This window comes from Streptomyces sp. NPDC104106 (assembly GCF_055584345.1).
Map to the genome: position 1 here is coordinate 84664 of NZ_JBVJMF010000026.1, position 16141 is coordinate 100804.

Genomic DNA, 16141 nt, shown 5'->3' on the forward strand with positions numbered 1-16141 from the left:
TCCCCTGGGTGGTCACGGCGACGCACGGCGCCCGTGCCGGCATCGTCTGGAACAACTGCTGGCTCGGTGCCGTCACCATGGTGCTGAGTCTCGCAGCGATGGGCCTCACCATCGGCGTCACCCGTCCGGCTCATCGGTGAGTCGAGGAGCGTGCCGCATCCCCGCTCGCGGAGGCGGCACGCTCCTCACACCCGCCTGTCACCGCCGGCCGCCGGGGCGGCGCGGACGGCGGTGAGCCGGCGGCTCGGGGCGGCGTGAGCCACTGGGCAGGGCAGGGTGCCGTCCGAGGACGAAGACGCCGCTGACCGCCGCGGCCACTCCGGCCGCCTGCCAGGCCAGTGCACCGGGCGACGTGCGCAGCTCGTCGTGGAGGAAGCCGATGCCGCAGGCGATGCCGCTCATCGGCTCGGCGACCGTCAACGCGGGCAGGGACAGGCGCAACGGCCCGGCCTCGAAGGCGCTCTGCACCAGGAGCAGCCCCACCACCGCCAGGGTCACGACCGCCCAGGGCTCCCACGAGACGAGCAGTCCGGTGATGCCGCTCTCGCCCACGATCCCGCCGCAGACGCGGGTGAGCGCGTCCTGGAGCCCGTAGAGCGACCCGGCCGCGGCGGCCAGGAAGGGTGGCCGGTACGGCAGTGGCAGCCGCTGGGCGAGGGCGACGAGGAATCCGGCCAGCGCCAGCACACAGGCGATCACGATCCAGTGCTGCAGCGCCCCGACGTGGCCCTGCCCGCTGTGCGGGCGCCCCGCCAGGATGATCGCCGCCACCCCGCCGCTCAGGGCGAGCGCGCCCGACCATCCCGACCAGCCGAGCGGCTGGTCCCCCATCAGCCGGGCGAGCGCCATCGCGAAGAGCAGGTTCGTGGTGAGCAACGGCTCCACCTGGGCCAGGCTGCCGTGGGTCAGCGCGAGTGCCCCGAGGACCTGCCCCAGGACCATGCAGCCGATACCGGCCAACCACAGCGGCACCCGGACGAGATCCAACAGCAGCCTGAACGACAGCATCAAGGCCAGCGGTTCACGCTCAGCCGCGTGCTGCTGGAGCACGAAGCCGAAGCCCAGCAGACATGCGGCAGGCACGCCGAGGAGGTACACCACGGAGCCATCCTCCTGCCCTGTCCCGGCACCGAGTCGACGACGGCCGCGGCCCGGCCGGGAGCGTTCCGCAATGACACACGCGCGGCCTACCGGCGCGCGGGCATGACCACCAGGCCGCGCGATCACCGCACCGTCGCCCGGCGGTGGCACCCGGTTCGTCCGGTACGGCCGGGTCGGCGGCGCGACAGCGGCCGACTGCCCGCCAGCAGGTTTGAGATCCGTGGATTCCGGCTACCTCTGGCTGGTCGTTGCCGTCGCCGGAGACACGTATGCCGCGGTGTCGGTGCGCACGCGGGCGGCCCGCGGCATCCGACGCCCCGCCGAGGCCCTGAGGAGGTCAGCTTGGGATACGCCACGGCGGATCCGTACCCGCCCTCGTCTCCCCCGCTGCCAGGCACCGCGCCCACCGCCGGCGTGGCGCTCGTGACGGGTGCCTCCTCGGGAATCGGAGCCGCGGTCGCACGGGCCCTGGCGGAGGAGCGATGGACGCTGCTGGTCTCCGGACGTGACCGTGCCCGGCTGGACGCGGTGGCGCGCGAGACGTCCGGCGCCGCGATCGCGTGCGACCTGGCCACCGCCGACGGCGCCCGACGGCTGGTGGACCGGTCCCTGCAGCAGGCACCGGGCATCGATCTGCTGGTCGCCGCGGCTGGAGCGGGCTGGGCCGGCCCGTTCACGTCGATGCCCGTCAGCGATGTGGACCAGGTGCTCACCGTCGACCTGACCTCGGTGGTGCTCCTGGTCCGGCAGATCCTGCCCCACATGGTGGCGCGACGCCGGGGACGGCTGGTGCTGATCGGCTCGGTGGCGGGAACCCTCGGGGTGCGGGAGGAAGCGGTGTACTCCGCGGCGAAGGGGGCGCTCGGTGTCTTCGCCGACGCCCTGCGGTACGAACTGCGCGGCACCGGCGTGCGGCTGACCCACATCGTGCCGGGCGTGGTCGACACCCCCTTCTTCGCCCGCAGGGGCGTGCCGTACTCCCGCGCCCGCCCGCGTCCGGTGCCTCCCGAACGGGTGGCCGCCGCCGTCGTCGACGCGGTGCGCCGGGACCGCCAGGAGGTGTTCGTGCCCGGCTGGCTCCGGCTGCCGGCGATGGTTCGCGTCCTCGCGCCCCGGTCGTACCGGCGCCTGGCGGCTCGGTTCGGCTGACCGGCACGACAGGGACGCAGCGCAGACAGAACAAGCAGGCGAAACACTTCGAAAGGCGGAGGCGGGGAGATGCTCGGCAGCGTCGATCGGGGCAGGTTGTTCGCTACGGCCGCCGCCCTTCCGGCGCTCGTCGCCGCCGCCCACATCGTGCCGGCCGGGACCTGGCTCCCCGGCCCACGGCGTGCATGGCTGCCGGCCCTGGCGGGGGTCGGCAGCGGCGACCATGTGGCGCTCACGTTCGACGACGGACCGGACCCCCGATCGACTCCCGCCTTCCTCGCCGCGCTGGACGAGTTGGCGGTCCGTGCCACGTTCTTCGTCCTCGGGGAGCAGGTCCTGTGCCACCGGCGACTGGCCCACGACATCGTCCGGCGCGGACACGAACTCGCGGTCCACGGCTGGACGCACGGCCGGTCCTGGCTGCCGGCTCCGATCCGGGAGGCCCGGCAGCTGGCGCGGGCCGCGCATGCGGTGGCGGAGGTGTCCGGCGTCGTTCCCGTCTGGTACCGACCGCCGTACGGCGTACTGACCGGAGACCGGCTGCTGGCCGCGTGCCGTACGGGACTGCGTCCGGTCCTGTGGACGGCCTGGGGTCGCGACTGGACAGCGGACGCCACCGCCGAGTCCGTGGCGGCGGCCGTCCTGCGCGATCTGCGCGGTGGCGGCACGATGCTGCTGCACGATACCGACCGCCACGCGGCACCGGGTTGCTGGCACGCGGCATTGGCCGCCCTGCCCGGTGTGGTGGCCGCGATCCGGACAGCCGGTCTCACGGTGGGGCCGCTCGGCGAGCACGGCGTCGGAGACGGTCCGCCCGCGGCAGCGGCACCGGCACCGGCACCGGCCGGCGACCGTGGCAGTCACCTGACTGGGCGGCAGCCGTAGCGGGCAGCGACTGGGGATCAGCAGCCCGAGATCCGTCAGGCGGGGGCCGTGGCGGACACCCGTCGGTCGACCGTCGTGGCAGGCACCGCCGGCTCGACGACAGCCACGGCAGGCGGCCGGACCGGCGGCAGCAGGGAAACGCACTCCCTCGGGCGCCACGGCGTCACTGTGTCGGGCCGGTCAGCCGCTCCAACGGGCCGACGACATCGCCTCGCAACAGGCGGTGGGCGACGTCCGGCCCACGGCCGGGCGCCGGTCCGCCCGAAGTCAGGCGGTGCAGGGACTCCACCAATTGCCAGGAATCGGCCGCGTGCTCGACGAGGCCCAGCTCCGCCATCCGCCGCACCCCGTCGGCGCCATGGCCCGGGATCGGCCGGTACCCGACCACCGGTACGCCGACGGCGAGCGCCTCCAGCGCCGTCTGCCCCGCGGCGTTGTCGACCAGTGCACGGCTGGCCGCGATCAAGCCCGGCATGTCCTCCACCCAGCCCAGCGCGAGCGTGCCCGGCACCTCCGCCAGCAGGCGACGCAGGCGCTCGTTCCGCCCGCACAGGGCGACCGGCAGGTAGCCCGCGCCGGCCAGCAGCCGGGCCGTCGTCCGCAGCCGGCTTCCCACCCCCCACGCGCCGGTGGACAACAGCACGGGCGGGCGACCGTCGCCGCGCATGAGCCGCCGGCGCCATCGCGCCTCACCCGCCGGGTGCGGGTGGAAGCGGTCCGCCAGCAGCGGGCCGCAGGCGGTTGCGGGCCGGCCCAGGCCCTGCCGCACCTCCTGGGCGATCTCGGGGGTCAGGCACAGGTGGAGGTCGTTCCCCCGATGCAGCCACTGCCGGTGGACGGCGAAGTCGGTGACGAACACCGCGCTGGGCACCGCCAACCGCCCCCGCGCCCGCATCCGGCCGGTCAGCTGGGCGGCCAGGTGGAACACCGAGACGACCGCGTCCGCCTCCGCGCGTGCCACTTCCGTGCGCAAACGGGTCTCGGCGAGCGCGGCGAGCGGCGCGCTGCCCGGCCGTGGACCGCCACCGGAGCGGAAGAAGGCGGCGTAGATGCCCGCGTAGAGCCCGGGGACACGCCGGACCGCCCCTCGGTAGAAGCTCCGCAGCCCGGCCCCGATGCCGACGGGCAGCATCTCCAGCACGTCCGTGCGCACCGCCTCGTGCCCGGCCGAGTGCAGCCGCCGGACCAGCTCACCGGCCACCGCGTCGTGGCCCGACCCCATGCTCGCGCTGATGACCAGCAGACGGCTCACGGCACCCGCCACCCCGGCTCGGCGGCGCTCGGCAATGGCACGACCGAGCGGGGGCACGGGCAGGTGATCGGGACGGACAGGTACATATGCGGCATGATTACGTCGTATCCAGCAGCGGGCAACAGGTACCAGCCGCACCGCCCATCCGCCTCTGCCTGCCGTCGCCCGCCCGCCCGCCGCATGCCCGGCGGTCGTCGGCCGAGTCCCCGTGAACGACAGGCATCCGCATGAACGCGCTCACCATCGTCATGGCCCTGCTGTCCGCGCTGTCCAATGCGGCGGCCTCGGTGCTGCAGCGCCGTGCCGCCGTGGAACCGGACGAGGTCACCCGGCGCGGCACCGCGGCGGTTGCGGCGCGCCTCGCGGGGCTCCTGCGGCGCCCGTACTGGTGGGCCGGGGCGACGGCCCTGGTGCTGTCCGCCGTCTTCCAGGTGATCGCGCTGGACTCCGGAGAGCTGATGGTGGTGCAGCCGCTGCTGGCCACCGAGCTGCTGTTCACCCTGCTCGTCGGCGCGGTCGTGTTCCGCCGACGGCCCGACGCCGCGACGTGGCGGTCCTTCGTGATGCTCGCCGTCGGATTGGCCGTCTTCCTGCTCAGCGCGTCCCCGTCACCGGGTGGTGACCGGGCCGGCAACTGGCGCTGGCTCGCCGTCGGAGGCGGGCTGGCGGGTTGTGTGGCCATCCTGCTGGCGGCCGCCCTGCGCCTGCGCGGCCCGCTGCAGGCCGCCACGCTGGGCGCCGCGACCGCCGCCTGCTTCGCCACCACCGCCGCGCTCATCAAGGAGGTGACCGCACGCTTTGCGGACGGCCCAGCCGCGGTCTTCACCACCTGGCACACGTACGCCGGGGCCGCCACCGGCATGCTGAGCGTGCTGCTGCTGCAGTGGACGCTGCGGGCAGGCACCCTGGCCGCGTCACAGCCGGCTCTGACCCTGGGAGACGCCCTGATCAGCGTCACCCTCGGCGGCCTGCTGTTCGGAGAGAGCATCGCGCTGGGCTGGCGCCTGGTGCCCGAGGCCGCGGGGGTGGGTCTCATGGCCATCGGCATCGTCGGCCTCACCCGGTCGTCGATGGTGGCCGGCGGCGACGACTGGGACGAGAAGGAACCGGAATCCCGAGGGCTCCGCCACAACACCTGACCCACGAGCGCCTGAACCACCAGAAGGCGGGCGTGAGGGACCCGATCAGCGAAAAAGAGGGGGCGGCGGACAGAGAAACGGATGGGACGGTACCGGTTGCGTCGGTGATCTTCGCTGCGTAGCGTCCCACGGGGTGACCGGGCGGCCGGCCCTGATCGTGTCGATCGAGACCGCGTCCTCGACCGCTGGGCAGCGCCCCGGACGGCGCCGGACTACAACCCATCTCCGGCGCGCGTGGCGCCGGTGGAGGGCCCAGAGAGTGGGGAGACAGATGCAGCCGACGTTCGTACTGGTTCATGGAGCCTTCGCGAACTCCTTTTCCTTCGCGCCGCTCCAGGCCGAACTCGGCCTTCTCGGGCACCGGTCGGTCGCGGTCGACCTGCCGGGGCACGGTTTCGGGGCGACTTACCTGCGCGCGTACCAGGCGCCGCAGGATCTCGACGCTCTCGCCGGCGCACCGGGAGCGCTCAAGGGGGTCACGCTCGCCGACAACGCCGCGCATCTGATAGGGGTCCTGGAACGGGCCAAGGAGAACGGGCCGGTGATTCTCGTCTCGCACAGTCGTGGCGGTGTCACGGCCACCGCCGCGGCCAACGCGCGGCCCGACCTGATCGACCGCATCGTCTACGTCGCGGCCTGGTGCCCCGTCGATCTGGACGTCAACGACTACTACGCCGAGCCGGAGATGGCCACCGTCGACGCCTCCTCACTGGGCCGGGCGTTGGCCGGGAACCCGGCCGAACTCGGCCTGCTGCGCTTCAACTTCCGCACCTCGGACCCGGCGGCCCTCGCGGCGTTCAAGGCGGCCTTCCTGGCCGACGGCACCGACGAGGAGTTCCTGACCTTCCTGAACACCTTCCAGCCCGACGAGAACCTGGACGTCGGCACCTCCGCCGACCGGGCACAGGCCGCGACCTGGGGCCGCATCCCGAAGACCTTCGTACGGCTGACCGATGACATGAGTTTGCCGCTCGCCCTGCAGGACCGGCTGATCCGGGAGGGCGACGCGCTGACGCCGGACAACCCGTACGACGTCCGCACGCTCCGGGGCAGCCATCTGAAGTGGCTGACCGACCCGGCGCCGGCGGCTCGAGTCCTGGGCGAACTCGCCTCGCTCACCGTTCGGTCCGCCTGACCGTGCGCGGCGCCGCGTGACGACGCCGAGGTGATGAGGACCCGGCGCGGCGGAACCGTCCCGCGCCGGAGGGCGTCATCGACCGCCGCGCGCCGCCCACGCCGTCGCTTCGCACGTCGGACGTGCCGCGTTGGGTGATAGGAGGATCACCCCGCCACCTTCTTTGTGTCATCTGCCAGTACGACCGCCGGACCGGGCCGGGGAAGACTCGCTGCCACGACCGCGGCCCGGTGAGCCACCGCATGCGGAGGGCCGGCCTGGCCACGTACGGGATGACGTACAGGATCACGCACAGGAGGGGGCGGCACGTGAGCGTGCAGCAGTACGACGAGATCGGTGAGGCGTTCGAGGGGTTCAAGTCCCTGCCGCTGATGCGTTACGGGGAGGTGCCGAGCTTCCTCGGCCTGGTCGGGGACGTGAGCGGCAAGTCGGTTCTCGACCTGGCGTGCGGCACCGGTTTCTACAGCAGGGAGGTCAAGCGGCGCGGCGCCGGTGACGTGCTCGGTGTCGACATCTCCGTCGAGATGATCGCCGCCGCACGGGAGATCGACCGGCGTGACCCGCTGGGCGTGCACTACGAGGTCGGTGACGTGACCGAACTGCGGCCTCTCGACCGGCGCTTCGACATCGCGTTGGGAGTGCAGTGCCTCAACTACGCAGAGGACATCGCGTCGATGGAGCGGATGTGCCGCACCATCCATCGCGGCCTGGTACCGGGTGGCGCGTTCTTCGTCCTCGCCCAGAAGCCCGACTACCGGTTCGACTGTCCGTCGCTGGACACGTACGGGTTCCGCTGCGAGCCGACGGGTGAGGAGATCGAGACGGGCCCGCGGGTGCGGGTCACGGCTCTCCTCGATCCGCAGCCGATCAGCATCGTCAGCGCGGTCCCCCGCCGTGAGGTCTACGAGACGTGTCTGCGGACGGCCGGGTTCAGCGACGTGGAATGGGTGCCGCTGCGGGTGTCGGAGGCCGGCATCCGTGAGTTCGGCGAGGAGTTCTGGGCCGATCTCCTCGCCTACCCGCCGCTGGAGATGCTGCGCTGCCGTGCCTGACAGGTGCGACCGCCCTGGCCACCGGAACGGCCGGGTGGCTCAGTTTTCGGGACGGCGAGGCGACCGCCGGGGACGTGCCGGCCCTGAACCGCGTCGAACTGCACCGCCGCTTCTCCACCTGTACGCGTCGCGTTCGGCACGTCGGTCATCGGCCCCGGCATCCGCACCGCCACGGGCTTCCACCGTGTGCCGGCCCGGGGCGCTCCGGCGGCGCCCACGCGCCGGCCCTCCCGTCGCCGCCGGTCGCCGGGGTGATTCTCACGTATGGGCAGCACGAGTACGGCGCTCAGCGCCGGCACGGCCGGGCTGGCCGACGGGGTGACCCGGTGGATCGCCGCGGAGGACTGTGCGCGCCTGCCGCTGGACACGCGACTGGACAGCCGCGACTGGCGCCTGAGCGCGACCTCCGCCCAGCCGCAGTCGGTACTCGCCCGCCTGGACGTCGAGGTCACGGACCGGCTGCACGGCCTGGTGCTGGCGCTGCGGGCCGGCGTCCCGGCGCCGGCCCTCGACCCCGTCCCGGGCGGCGCCAAGGCGACTGCGCAGGCCCGGGCCCCTGCCTGGCCCGCGCTGGTGCAGGCGCAGCAGCTGAACGCGCGACGCCTGGACGAGTGGTGGCAGTGGTGCCTCGCCCCGGCCGGCACCTCGCCCGACGGATCGGCGCCGTGTTCCGTGAGGATGCCGGGGCGGACGGCGCCGTCGCACTCGTCGAGGCGCTCCGCATGCCTGCCGGGCCAGTAGCCGGACGCCGGTGCGGCCCCACGCTCCATCCCCCGAGCGTCGGCGAGCCTCCGGTCAGGCTCCTTTCATCGACGGCGGCTACACCCACGCCGGCCCTGGGCCACTCGGAGGCACGGCCGGTCAGGCGGCCTCTTGCCGGCGGCGAGTACGCGAACACCTCCGGCAGATCGCTGTCGAGGTAGCGCACGAACGACTTGACGTTCTCGACGGTGAGTCCGGAGGCCGGCAAAGTCGCGGTCGACGTTGCGGGCACGGGTTGTCCGAGGTCGGCCCGTAGACCGGGAGCCCGGCGGTGTCCGGTCGTACTCCGGAAGGCCCTGCTCCTCGTCACAGCGCAGGGCCCGGGTCGTCGATCCGGTCCGCGCGGCCAGCGCACCTATCACCTCGCGGTGCAGTGCCCCCGGCGCGCGCTCCCGCCCTTCGATCACCATCTCTTCGTAGACGATGGATCCGTCGCGCAGCCAGCAGTAGTTTTGAGCCGTGCGGTCTGCCCCGTCAGGCTGCCCGCGGCCCCCGGCCGCGCTGGAGACGAAGACGGTGTCGCCGGGCCGCGGCTCCGCCGCCTCCACGAGCCCGACGTAGGCCACCAGACCGCAGCCGAGATGCAGGGAGCGGCTGGGGTGGGATACGCCGGCCGGGAGCCGGCGGTCCGCCTGGTCGGCCGTGGCGGGCGGGCTGAGTCCTGCGGGCGGGTTCCTGCCCGCCTGGTCGGCGGTCACGGCACGGGCGAAGGCTCGCGCCGGCGCGGTGATCGCGCTTCTGCGCGCCTCGGGCCGGCCGGGCAGTGTCCGCCCTGCCACGGCGGCACGCGGCGGCCGGCTGTCCGGGCGCTCTCGCGCCAGGGCGGCGGTCCATGATCGCCCACGACGCAGTGGCCGATCCCCGGCGAAGGCACTCGGGCCTGTCCTGACGGCTGAGGGACACAGTGCGCGGTCGTCCGATCAGTGCGACGCGCGGCCCCGCCGGATTCCTGGGTTCGGCGCGACCCCGCGCTCACAGCTCCTCTTCCATCCTGATGGCACGGCGGAGATCCTCCTGAGCCTTGCGCGCCTCGCCCTCCCCCTGCTCCAGGAGCGCCGCGGCGATCGCGTCGAGCTTGCGCTGGACGGCGTGCTCGGCCCGCCGCTCGGAGTTCTTCAGCAAGGTCAGCAGCAACAGGGTCACGCAGGTCATCAGGTCACCGGCGAGCAGTTGCTGCGGGACCGCCAGACCCGCGGCATGCGCGGCGACGAAGAAGGCGACCAGCAGCACGCAGAACGCGTAGAACACGGGCGAGCTGGTCACGTTCGACGCGATCTCGGCGAACCGCTCGAACCTCCCCTTGCCCCCCTCGGCGGGATGTCGCAGGACCATGATCTTCACCCTCCTGGGCCAGGGCTGGAACTGCCCACCGAGTGCCCCGGCAGAGCCCGACCGATGAGTGCGACGCCTCACCTGTACGGAACACCGGGCCGGCGCGCTCGCCGCCCCGGTGGTGCCCCCCGCGCGACCGCTACACCGCCGTCACCCGGAGCGGTTCGAAGGCCACGACGGTCCGGGGGCCGTCCGCCCAGCGCACGCGCAACTCCCAGCCGTCCCAGGTGGCTTCCGTGACGGCGGCGGCGAGCGCCGGCGTGCCGGTGCCGGTGTCGGCGCCCAGGGCTGCGAGCGCGGCGAACACCTCCGTGCCCTGGACCTCGGCGGACAGCCGGGGCATCCGCACCCACGGCTCGTACGCGGTGCCCTCGGGCGCGCGCGCCCGGTCCGCCTCGCGCCAGCCGTGCAGCCCGACCAGCTCGGAGCGCAGTGCCAGCGTCGCCCAGCCCGTGAGCGTGACCCGGGCTCCGTGCGGTGCCCCGACCACGCGGTGGATCCGCAGTTCGTGGCGCCCGCGGGCCACCGTCACGCTCTCGACGCGCAGGCCCGGAACCATCGGCGGTCCGGAGACGAACACCGGCCGGTGCCAGGACGCCGCCCACCCCCACCCGTCGCCCTGGCCCGCGCCGAGCGGATGGATGCGCCGCCGTACGCTGGCGACACCGCCGATCTCGACGGACAGGTGGTTGTCCGCGATGTTGGCCGCTGATGTGGGGCCCGTGTGGGTGGAGTAGGCCTGGCGGCCGTACAGCGGATCGTCCTCCGCCGGGGATTCGCCCTCGTGCGGCCGGACGTGGTCACTGCCGTGGTTGTGCAGGCGCACGATCCCGTCGCTCACGGTCGACTGCACGAGCAGTCCGGGCGCGGGCAGCGCGAGCACCCGGTCGGCGCCCTCGCTCGGCGCCGGCTCCTCGGTCGCCGTCCACAGGGGGTCGTCCTCCGGCGCGAGCAGCGCGACGAAGGCCTTGGACGCCCAGTAGGGGGAGGCGGGTCCGGAATACGACTGCAGGGTGGCGGTGTGCGGGCCGTGCCATCCCAGGCTGAGCAGTCCGTCGTCGCGCACCGCGCCCCGGTCGAGGAAGTAGCGCAGGTTTCCGCTGATGAGGCGGCGTGCCGTGCCCGGGGACAGGGGGGTGTGTCCCGTGACGGCGCCCACGGCGACCGCCGCCGACGCCGCGAACCGGTACGTGAGCGAGCGCCCGAAATGGATCGGCGCCCCGTCCGCGCCGAACAGCAGCGAGAATCCCGTCAGATGCTCGCGCAGCCGGGGCCCGAAACGGTCAAAGAGGGCCGTGTCGCCCGTCAGATGCGCGTGGAGCAGCGGGTACAGGTGCAGCGCCCAGCCGTTGTAGTGGTCGAAGGCGCGCCCGTCGCCGTCCGCGTACCAGCCGTCGCCCCGGTACCACGTCTCCATGAGGTCGAGCGCCCGGTCCCTGGCCCGCGCCGTCGCCCGGTCGCCGCGGCCGACCGACTCCAGGAACGACGCGACCATGAACGGGAAGAGGTACCAGTTGTTCGGTGCGGGGGTGTGCGTGACGGCGCCGCGCAGCCATGCCTCGGCCCGGTCTCGTACGTCCTGGTCGAGCCGGTCCCACAGCCACCGCCGGGTCAGTGACAGGCCGAGTGCCACCGACGCCGACTCCACCATCGGCTGGCCCTGCACATGGTGGTCCAGGATCAGCGGCCACGATTCGGCGTCGTCCCGTCCGGGTGTGCGGGTGCCCGCCGCGAGACCTGCCGCATACCGTTCCAGCCGGCCGTGCGGGTCCTTGCCGTGGGCTCCGGCGATGCGGAAGCCGGCCGTCAGGAAGGTGCGGGCGTACCCCTCCAGGCCGTCCGAGCGGACGCCGGACCGGGAGGGGCGCCCCGGCAGGTCGAGGAGGGCGCCGCCCGGGGTCGCCCAGCGCCAGGCGGCGTCGAGCAGCCCGTCGGCGACGGCCTCCCAGTGGGCCCGGGTGTAGCCGGTGTGCGGGCTCGACTCGCGGTTCTCGGCGGGAAGTTCGAACGGGATGCTCATGCCAGGAAGGCCAGCCTTTCGCGTCGTACGGGATGGGCGAAACCGTCTCCCGCCGCCCAGCGGGCCACCTCGCCGACGGCGGTGTCGGCGAGCCGTTCCCATTCGTTGCCCTGGGAGCCGGCGAGGTGGGGGGTGATCAGTGCGTTCGGGCAGTCCCACAGCGGGTGGCCGGCGGGCAGCACCTCGGGGTCCGTCACGTCGAGCACGGCCCGGATACGGCCGCCGCGCACCGCCTCGGTGAGCGCGTCCTGGTCGACGACCGCGCCGCGTGAGGTGTTGATCAGCGTGGCGCCGGGCCGCATCGCAGCCAGCAGCTCGCGGCTGACGAGCCCGTGGGTGGCGGGCAGCAGCGGGGTGTGGACGCTCAACAGGTCGCTGCGGGCGAAGAGTTCGGGCAGGTCCACCCACCGCACGCCCAGCTCGGCGGCTTCGGCTCCGCTGACGTACGGGTCGTGCAGCAGCACCTCGTAGTCGAAGGGGCGCAGCAGTTCGATGACGCGCCGGCCGATCAGGGAGGCGGAGAGGATGCCCACGGTGCGGCGGTAGTTGCCCACCTCGCGCGGGGTGCGCAGCCAGTTCGCGCGCTCGCGGGTGCGGCGGAAGTCGCGGGCCCGCTCCAGTACGTGCTTTCCGTGCAGCAGGATCATACCGAGCGTGTACTCGGCGACCGGCAGCGCGTTGGCCGCGGCCGCCGAGGACACCTCGATGCCGCGGTCCCAGCAGGCGTCGGTGACGTGTCCGCGCACGGACCCGGCCGCGTGCACCACGGCTTTGAGCCGGGGCGCGGCCGTGAGGACGTCCGCGTCGAGGGGCGGGCACCCCCAGCTGGTGACGAGCACCTCGGCCTCGGCGAGGATGTCGTACGCGCGTACGGTCCTCAGGTCGTCGAGGACCGGCGGCGCGAGGTCGCACACCTCTCCGAGCGCGGCCAGCGACCGCGGGGTGAAGACGGCGGCCGCCGCCTCGGGCGACATGGCCAGCGCCGCGCGCGGCTTGGTCACTTGACCGCCCCCGCCGTCAGGCCTGACCGCCAGAACCGCTGGAGGAGGATGAACGCGAGGATGAGAGGGAGGACCGCGAGGAGCGAGCCCATGATCACCACCGGGTAGTACTCGGGCGAGACGGACGCCTGGCTGTTCCACTGGTACAGCCCCAGGCTGACGGGATAGAGGTTCTGGTTGGACAGCATCACCATCGGCAGGAAGAAGTTGTTCCAGATCGCCGTCAGCTGGAAGAGGAAGACGGTGACCAGGCCGGGTCCCAGCATGCGCAGCGACACCCGTACGTACGTCGTCAACTCGCCGGCGCCGTCCATGCGCGCGGCCTCCAGGATCTCGTCGGGCACATAGCCCTGGGCGAAGATGCGGCCCAGGTACACGCCGAACGGGTTGAACAGCACGGGGATGAACACCGACCAGAAGGTGTTCACGACCCCGGTCTCGGACGCGATGAGGTACAGCGGCAGCGCGAGCACGGTCTGCGGCACCATGACGGCCGCCAGCACGAGACCGAACAGCTTCTCCCTGTGCCGGAAGCGGTACTTGTCGAAGGCGTACCCGCAGGCGACGCTGATCAGCGCGCCGAGCCCCGCGCCGAGGACGGCGTAGAGCAGGCTGTTGCCGTACCAGCGCCCGTACAGTCCGCCGTCCATGGCGAACAGGTCCTTGACGTTGCGGACCAGGGAGAAGTCGCTGAACGACAGGATGCTGCTGCTGAACAGGGCGTCGCGGGACTTCGACGCGGCGAGCAGCAGCCACATCACCGGCAGCAGTGTGTACAGCACGGAGAGTGCGACGACGGCGTTGACGGCCGCCCGGCCCAGCAGGCGCGGGCGCAGCGGGGTGGGGTGGTCCGTGGCGCTCATCGTGCGTTCTCCTCGGCCGAGTCGACGCGGTTGGTCCAGCGGGTGACCCCGTAGGAGAGGGCGATGGTGATCACCAGAAGGATCACCGACGCGGCGGCCGCCAGTGAGTAGTTGTTCCGGCTGAAGGCGGCGTCGTAGATGTACATGCTCGGCGAGAACCGGGTGTTGATCATCTGTGAGGACTGGTGGAGCAGCATCGGCTCGGTGAACAGCTGCAGCGCCCAGATGAGTGTGAACATGGCGACCATGACGATCGAGGAGCGCACGAGGGGCGTCTTGACCTGGAGCGCGGTGCGCACGGGCCCGGCGCCGTCGGCCACGGACGCCTCCAGCACCTCGCGCGGGACCGCCTGGAGGGCCGCGTAGAACACCACCATGTTGTAGCCGAGGTTGCTCCACAGGGCGATGTTGACGATCGACGGCAGTGTGGTGTGCAGTCCGAGGAAGTCGACCGTGATGTCGGCCTTGCCGAGTGTCTCGATGACCGGGCTGATGCCGGGCGTGTACAGGTACAGCCAGATCAGGGCGGCGATGATGCCGGGCACCGCGTGCGGCAGGAACAGGCCCAGCTGGGCCCAGGCGCGCAACCGGACGACTCCGGAGTCGAGCAGCAGGGCGAGCGCCAGGGAGCCGATCACCATCAGCGGGATGTAGATCACGCAGTACAGGCCGACCGTGCTCAGCCCGGCCAGGAACGTGGGGTCGCTGAGGACGGCGGCGTAGGAGCGCAGTCCCACGAAGACGGTGCGTTCGGGTCCGAAACCGAGGCCCGGCTCGTCGGCGCTGAAGAAGCTCAGCCACACCGCCGTGCCGACCGGGATGAGGAAGACGAGGGTGAGGAGAGCGAAGAACGGCGCCATCAGGACGCCCGCGGCGCCGCTGCGGCGGCGTTTCGCCGCGCGCTGCGCCTTGCGCCGGGCGGCGTCCGCCGCCTGCGGCGTGGCGGCCTGCGCCGACGGGACGTGGGCTGTCGCGGTCATGGGTCACCTGCCTGTCAGAGGTGCGGCGGTCACGTCGAGTGCTGGGTGGTGGCGAGGCCCAGCGCCTTGAGATCGGGCATCGTGCCTTCCTGGGCGGCGCGCATGGCGGACAGGATCGTGCCGGAGCCGGCGCCCGCCCGGGCGAACGCGTCCTGCATGACATAGCCGGTGGCGGTCATGCGCGGGCCCCACACCCAGCCGTCGCGGATCTTGTGGGCCTCCTCCTCGAACAGCCGGTAGATGTCCTGGCCGCCGTAGTACGCGCGGTCGAACGCGGCCCGCCCTATGGGGATGAGCCCGGTCGCGGCGGGGTACTGGCTGCTCGCTCCGCTGGACAGGCGGGCCCTGAGGGCATCGGGGTGGGCGACCTGCCACTCGATGAACTCCATGGCGGCCTCGGGGTACTCGCTGTCCTTCGTGACGGCGAACGTCGAGCCGCCGTGCGTGCCGAGCGCCGGCTTGCCGGGCGTCCACTGCGGGAGCGGTGCGATGCGCCACTCGCCCTTCTGCTCCGGGCGCGCCTTCATCTGCGCGCCCGCGTCCCAGGCGCCGCTGAGCCGGGTCAGGACCAGGCCATTGCCGATCTGCGCGTCGTAGAGGCGGGCGGTGGTGGAGTTGCAGTAGACGAGGTCCTCGTCGATGAGCCGCTGCCAGTAGGCGGCGACCTTCCGGGTCGGGGCGTCCACCATGGAGACGTTCCAGGCGCCGTGGGAGATGTCGAACCACTGCGCCCCGGCCTGCCAGCACCAGGCGGCCATCTGCGGCATGCCGTCGGTGGGGAAGGCGGCGAGCCTGCGGCCCCCGTCCGTGCGTCGCACCGTGCGGGCCAGCTCGGCGTACTCGTCCCAGGTGGCGGGGACGTCGAGGCCGAACCTGTCGAACAGGTCCTTGCGGTAGTGCAGGACCATGGGCTCGATGTCGAGCGGCACGCTGTACGTGCGTTTGCCGAACGTCGTCTGGCCGAGCGACTGCGGCAGCAGCTTGGCTCGCAGGGCGTCGCTCATCAGCGAGGTGATGTCGCGGGCCACGCCGTCGATGGCGAAGCCCGGCAGCTGGGGGTACTCGAGGGTGGCGACGTCGGGGGCGTTGCCCGCCCGTGCCGCGTTGCTGAGTTTCAGATATCCGCCCTGTGTGCCGGAGGGTATCTGCTCGAAGTCGACGTGGATGTGGTCGTGTGTCCTGTTGAACGCGTCCACCACCTGCCGGCTCCCGCGCAGTGCGGACCAGAACGTGATGGTGGTGGTGCCTTTGGTACCGGACCTGCTGCTGCCCCCGGATCGGACGGACGCGCTGTCGTTCCCGCTGCATGCGCCCAGGGCGCCCGTCAGCGGCAGCGCGGTGATCGCGGTGAGCACGGATCGACGGCTGTGTCGACCAGGCATGGACGCCTCCCGCGGCTCCTACGGCTCCTGCGTGTTCGAGTCACGGGAATACTGATCGACTTAACTCACCCGGTCAATAGATCAATCA

Annotated in this window: 15 protein-coding genes; 7 read left to right on the forward strand and 8 right to left on the reverse strand. The window is 72.6% G+C overall.

Annotation, left to right across the window (positions count from 1 at the left end):
* Positions 1–8 precede the first annotated feature (8 nt).
* Positions 9–140 (forward strand): hypothetical protein, encoded by a 132-nt coding sequence (locus ACZ60X_RS39010; protein WP_469609383.1) that lies wholly within the window; start codon positions 9–11, stop codon positions 138–140.
* Between the two features lie 58 nt (positions 141–198).
* On the opposite strand, the gene ACZ60X_RS39015 is transcribed toward ACZ60X_RS39010, so the two are convergent.
* Positions 199–1101, reverse strand: coding sequence for a DMT family transporter (locus ACZ60X_RS39015; protein WP_469609387.1), 903 nt, complete (start codon positions 1099–1101; stop codon positions 199–201).
* A gap of 342 nt (positions 1102–1443) precedes the next feature.
* On the opposite strand from ACZ60X_RS39015, the gene ACZ60X_RS39020 reads away from it, so the two are divergent.
* Positions 1444–2250, forward strand: a complete 807-nt coding sequence (locus ACZ60X_RS39020) for an SDR family NAD(P)-dependent oxidoreductase (RefSeq protein ID WP_469609390.1) — start codon at positions 1444–1446, stop codon at positions 2248–2250.
* A 69-nt stretch (positions 2251–2319) separates the two neighbouring features.
* The gene (locus tag ACZ60X_RS39025; RefSeq protein ID WP_469609392.1) at positions 2320–3135 is read left to right on the forward strand and encodes a polysaccharide deacetylase family protein; all 816 of its coding nucleotides are present in this window, start codon (positions 2320–2322) and stop codon (positions 3133–3135) included.
* A gap of 163 nt (positions 3136–3298) precedes the next feature.
* On the opposite strand, the gene ACZ60X_RS39030 is transcribed toward ACZ60X_RS39025, so the two are convergent.
* Positions 3299–4357 carry an MGDG synthase family glycosyltransferase gene (locus ACZ60X_RS39030; protein ID WP_469609487.1) on the reverse strand — a complete coding sequence of 353 codons (1059 nt, stop codon included), beginning with the start codon at positions 4355–4357 and terminating at the stop codon, positions 3299–3301.
* Positions 4358–4614: 257 nt separating this feature from the next.
* Between ACZ60X_RS39030 and ACZ60X_RS39035 the strand changes: the two genes are divergently transcribed.
* The 4 genes from ACZ60X_RS39035 (at position 4615) to ACZ60X_RS39050 (ending at position 8454) form a co-directional block, all read left to right on the forward strand.
* Entirely contained in the window at positions 4615–5526 is a 912-nt protein-coding gene (locus tag ACZ60X_RS39035; protein WP_469609395.1) for a DMT family transporter, read from the forward strand.
* Positions 5527–5797: 271 nt separating this feature from the next.
* Complete coding sequence (locus ACZ60X_RS39040) at positions 5798–6661, forward strand: alpha/beta fold hydrolase (RefSeq protein WP_469609398.1); 864 nt, start codon at positions 5798–5800, stop codon at positions 6659–6661.
* 308 nt (positions 6662–6969) lie between these two features.
* On the forward strand, positions 6970–7713 hold the full coding sequence (locus ACZ60X_RS39045) for a class I SAM-dependent methyltransferase (protein ID WP_469609401.1): 744 nt from the start codon (positions 6970–6972) through the stop codon (positions 7711–7713).
* A gap of 264 nt (positions 7714–7977) precedes the next feature.
* Positions 7978–8454 carry a hypothetical protein gene (locus tag ACZ60X_RS39050; RefSeq protein ID WP_469609404.1) on the forward strand — a complete coding sequence of 159 codons (477 nt, stop codon included), beginning with the start codon at positions 7978–7980 and terminating at the stop codon, positions 8452–8454.
* A gap of 993 nt (positions 8455–9447) precedes the next feature.
* Here ACZ60X_RS39050 and ACZ60X_RS39055 read toward each other — a convergent pair.
* From ACZ60X_RS39055 to ACZ60X_RS39080, 6 genes are all read right to left on the reverse strand, one after another.
* Complete coding sequence (locus ACZ60X_RS39055) at positions 9448–9807, reverse strand: low affinity iron permease family protein (RefSeq protein WP_469609407.1); 360 nt, start codon at positions 9805–9807, stop codon at positions 9448–9450.
* A 139-nt stretch (positions 9808–9946) separates the two neighbouring features.
* Positions 9947–11827, reverse strand: a complete 1881-nt coding sequence (locus ACZ60X_RS39060; RefSeq protein ID WP_469609409.1) for a DUF2264 domain-containing protein — start codon at positions 11825–11827, stop codon at positions 9947–9949.
* A complete protein-coding gene (locus ACZ60X_RS39065; RefSeq protein ID WP_469609490.1) occupies positions 11824–12801 on the reverse strand; it encodes a hydroxyacid dehydrogenase in 978 nt (325 codons plus the stop codon). The genes ACZ60X_RS39060 and ACZ60X_RS39065 overlap by 4 nt, the downstream gene beginning before the upstream one ends.
* 23 nt (positions 12802–12824) lie before the next feature.
* Positions 12825–13691: a carbohydrate ABC transporter permease gene (locus tag ACZ60X_RS39070; protein WP_469609411.1), complete on the reverse strand. Its 867-nt coding sequence runs from the start codon at positions 13689–13691 to the stop codon at positions 12825–12827.
* Complete coding sequence (locus tag ACZ60X_RS39075) at positions 13688–14671, reverse strand: carbohydrate ABC transporter permease (RefSeq protein WP_469609413.1); 984 nt, start codon at positions 14669–14671, stop codon at positions 13688–13690. The genes ACZ60X_RS39070 and ACZ60X_RS39075 overlap by 4 nt, the downstream gene beginning before the upstream one ends.
* 29 nt (positions 14672–14700) lie before the next feature.
* The gene (locus tag ACZ60X_RS39080; RefSeq protein ID WP_469609416.1) at positions 14701–16053 is read right to left on the reverse strand and encodes an ABC transporter substrate-binding protein; all 1353 of its coding nucleotides are present in this window, start codon (positions 16051–16053) and stop codon (positions 14701–14703) included.
* Positions 16054–16141 lie beyond the last annotated feature (88 nt).

Excerpts from the sequence above, each read along its gene's own strand:
- ACZ60X_RS39025 (WP_469609392.1), top strand. The coding sequence starts at position 2,320 with ATGCTCGGCAGCGTCGATCGGGGCAGGTTGTTCGCTACGGCCGCCGCC.
- ACZ60X_RS39030 (WP_469609487.1), bottom strand. The coding sequence starts at position 4,357 with ATGGGGTCGGGCCACGACGCGGTGGCCGGTGAGCTGGTCCGGCGGCTG.
- ACZ60X_RS39035 (WP_469609395.1), top strand. The coding sequence starts at position 4,615 with ATGAACGCGCTCACCATCGTCATGGCCCTGCTGTCCGCGCTGTCCAAT.
- ACZ60X_RS39040 (WP_469609398.1), top strand. The coding sequence starts at position 5,798 with ATGCAGCCGACGTTCGTACTGGTTCATGGAGCCTTCGCGAACTCCTTT.
- ACZ60X_RS39050 (WP_469609404.1), top strand. The coding sequence starts at position 7,978 with ATGGGCAGCACGAGTACGGCGCTCAGCGCCGGCACGGCCGGGCTGGCC.
- ACZ60X_RS39055 (WP_469609407.1), bottom strand. The coding sequence starts at position 9,807 with ATGGTCCTGCGACATCCCGCCGAGGGGGGCAAGGGGAGGTTCGAGCGG.
- ACZ60X_RS39060 (WP_469609409.1), bottom strand. The coding sequence starts at position 11,827 with ATGAGCATCCCGTTCGAACTTCCCGCCGAGAACCGCGAGTCGAGCCCG.
- ACZ60X_RS39065 (WP_469609490.1), bottom strand. The coding sequence starts at position 12,801 with ATGTCGCCCGAGGCGGCGGCCGCCGTCTTCACCCCGCGGTCGCTGGCC.
- ACZ60X_RS39070 (WP_469609411.1), bottom strand. The coding sequence starts at position 13,691 with ATGAGCGCCACGGACCACCCCACCCCGCTGCGCCCGCGCCTGCTGGGC.
- ACZ60X_RS39075 (WP_469609413.1), bottom strand. The coding sequence starts at position 14,671 with ATGACCGCGACAGCCCACGTCCCGTCGGCGCAGGCCGCCACGCCGCAG.
- ACZ60X_RS39080 (WP_469609416.1), bottom strand. The coding sequence starts at position 16,053 with ATGCCTGGTCGACACAGCCGTCGATCCGTGCTCACCGCGATCACCGCG.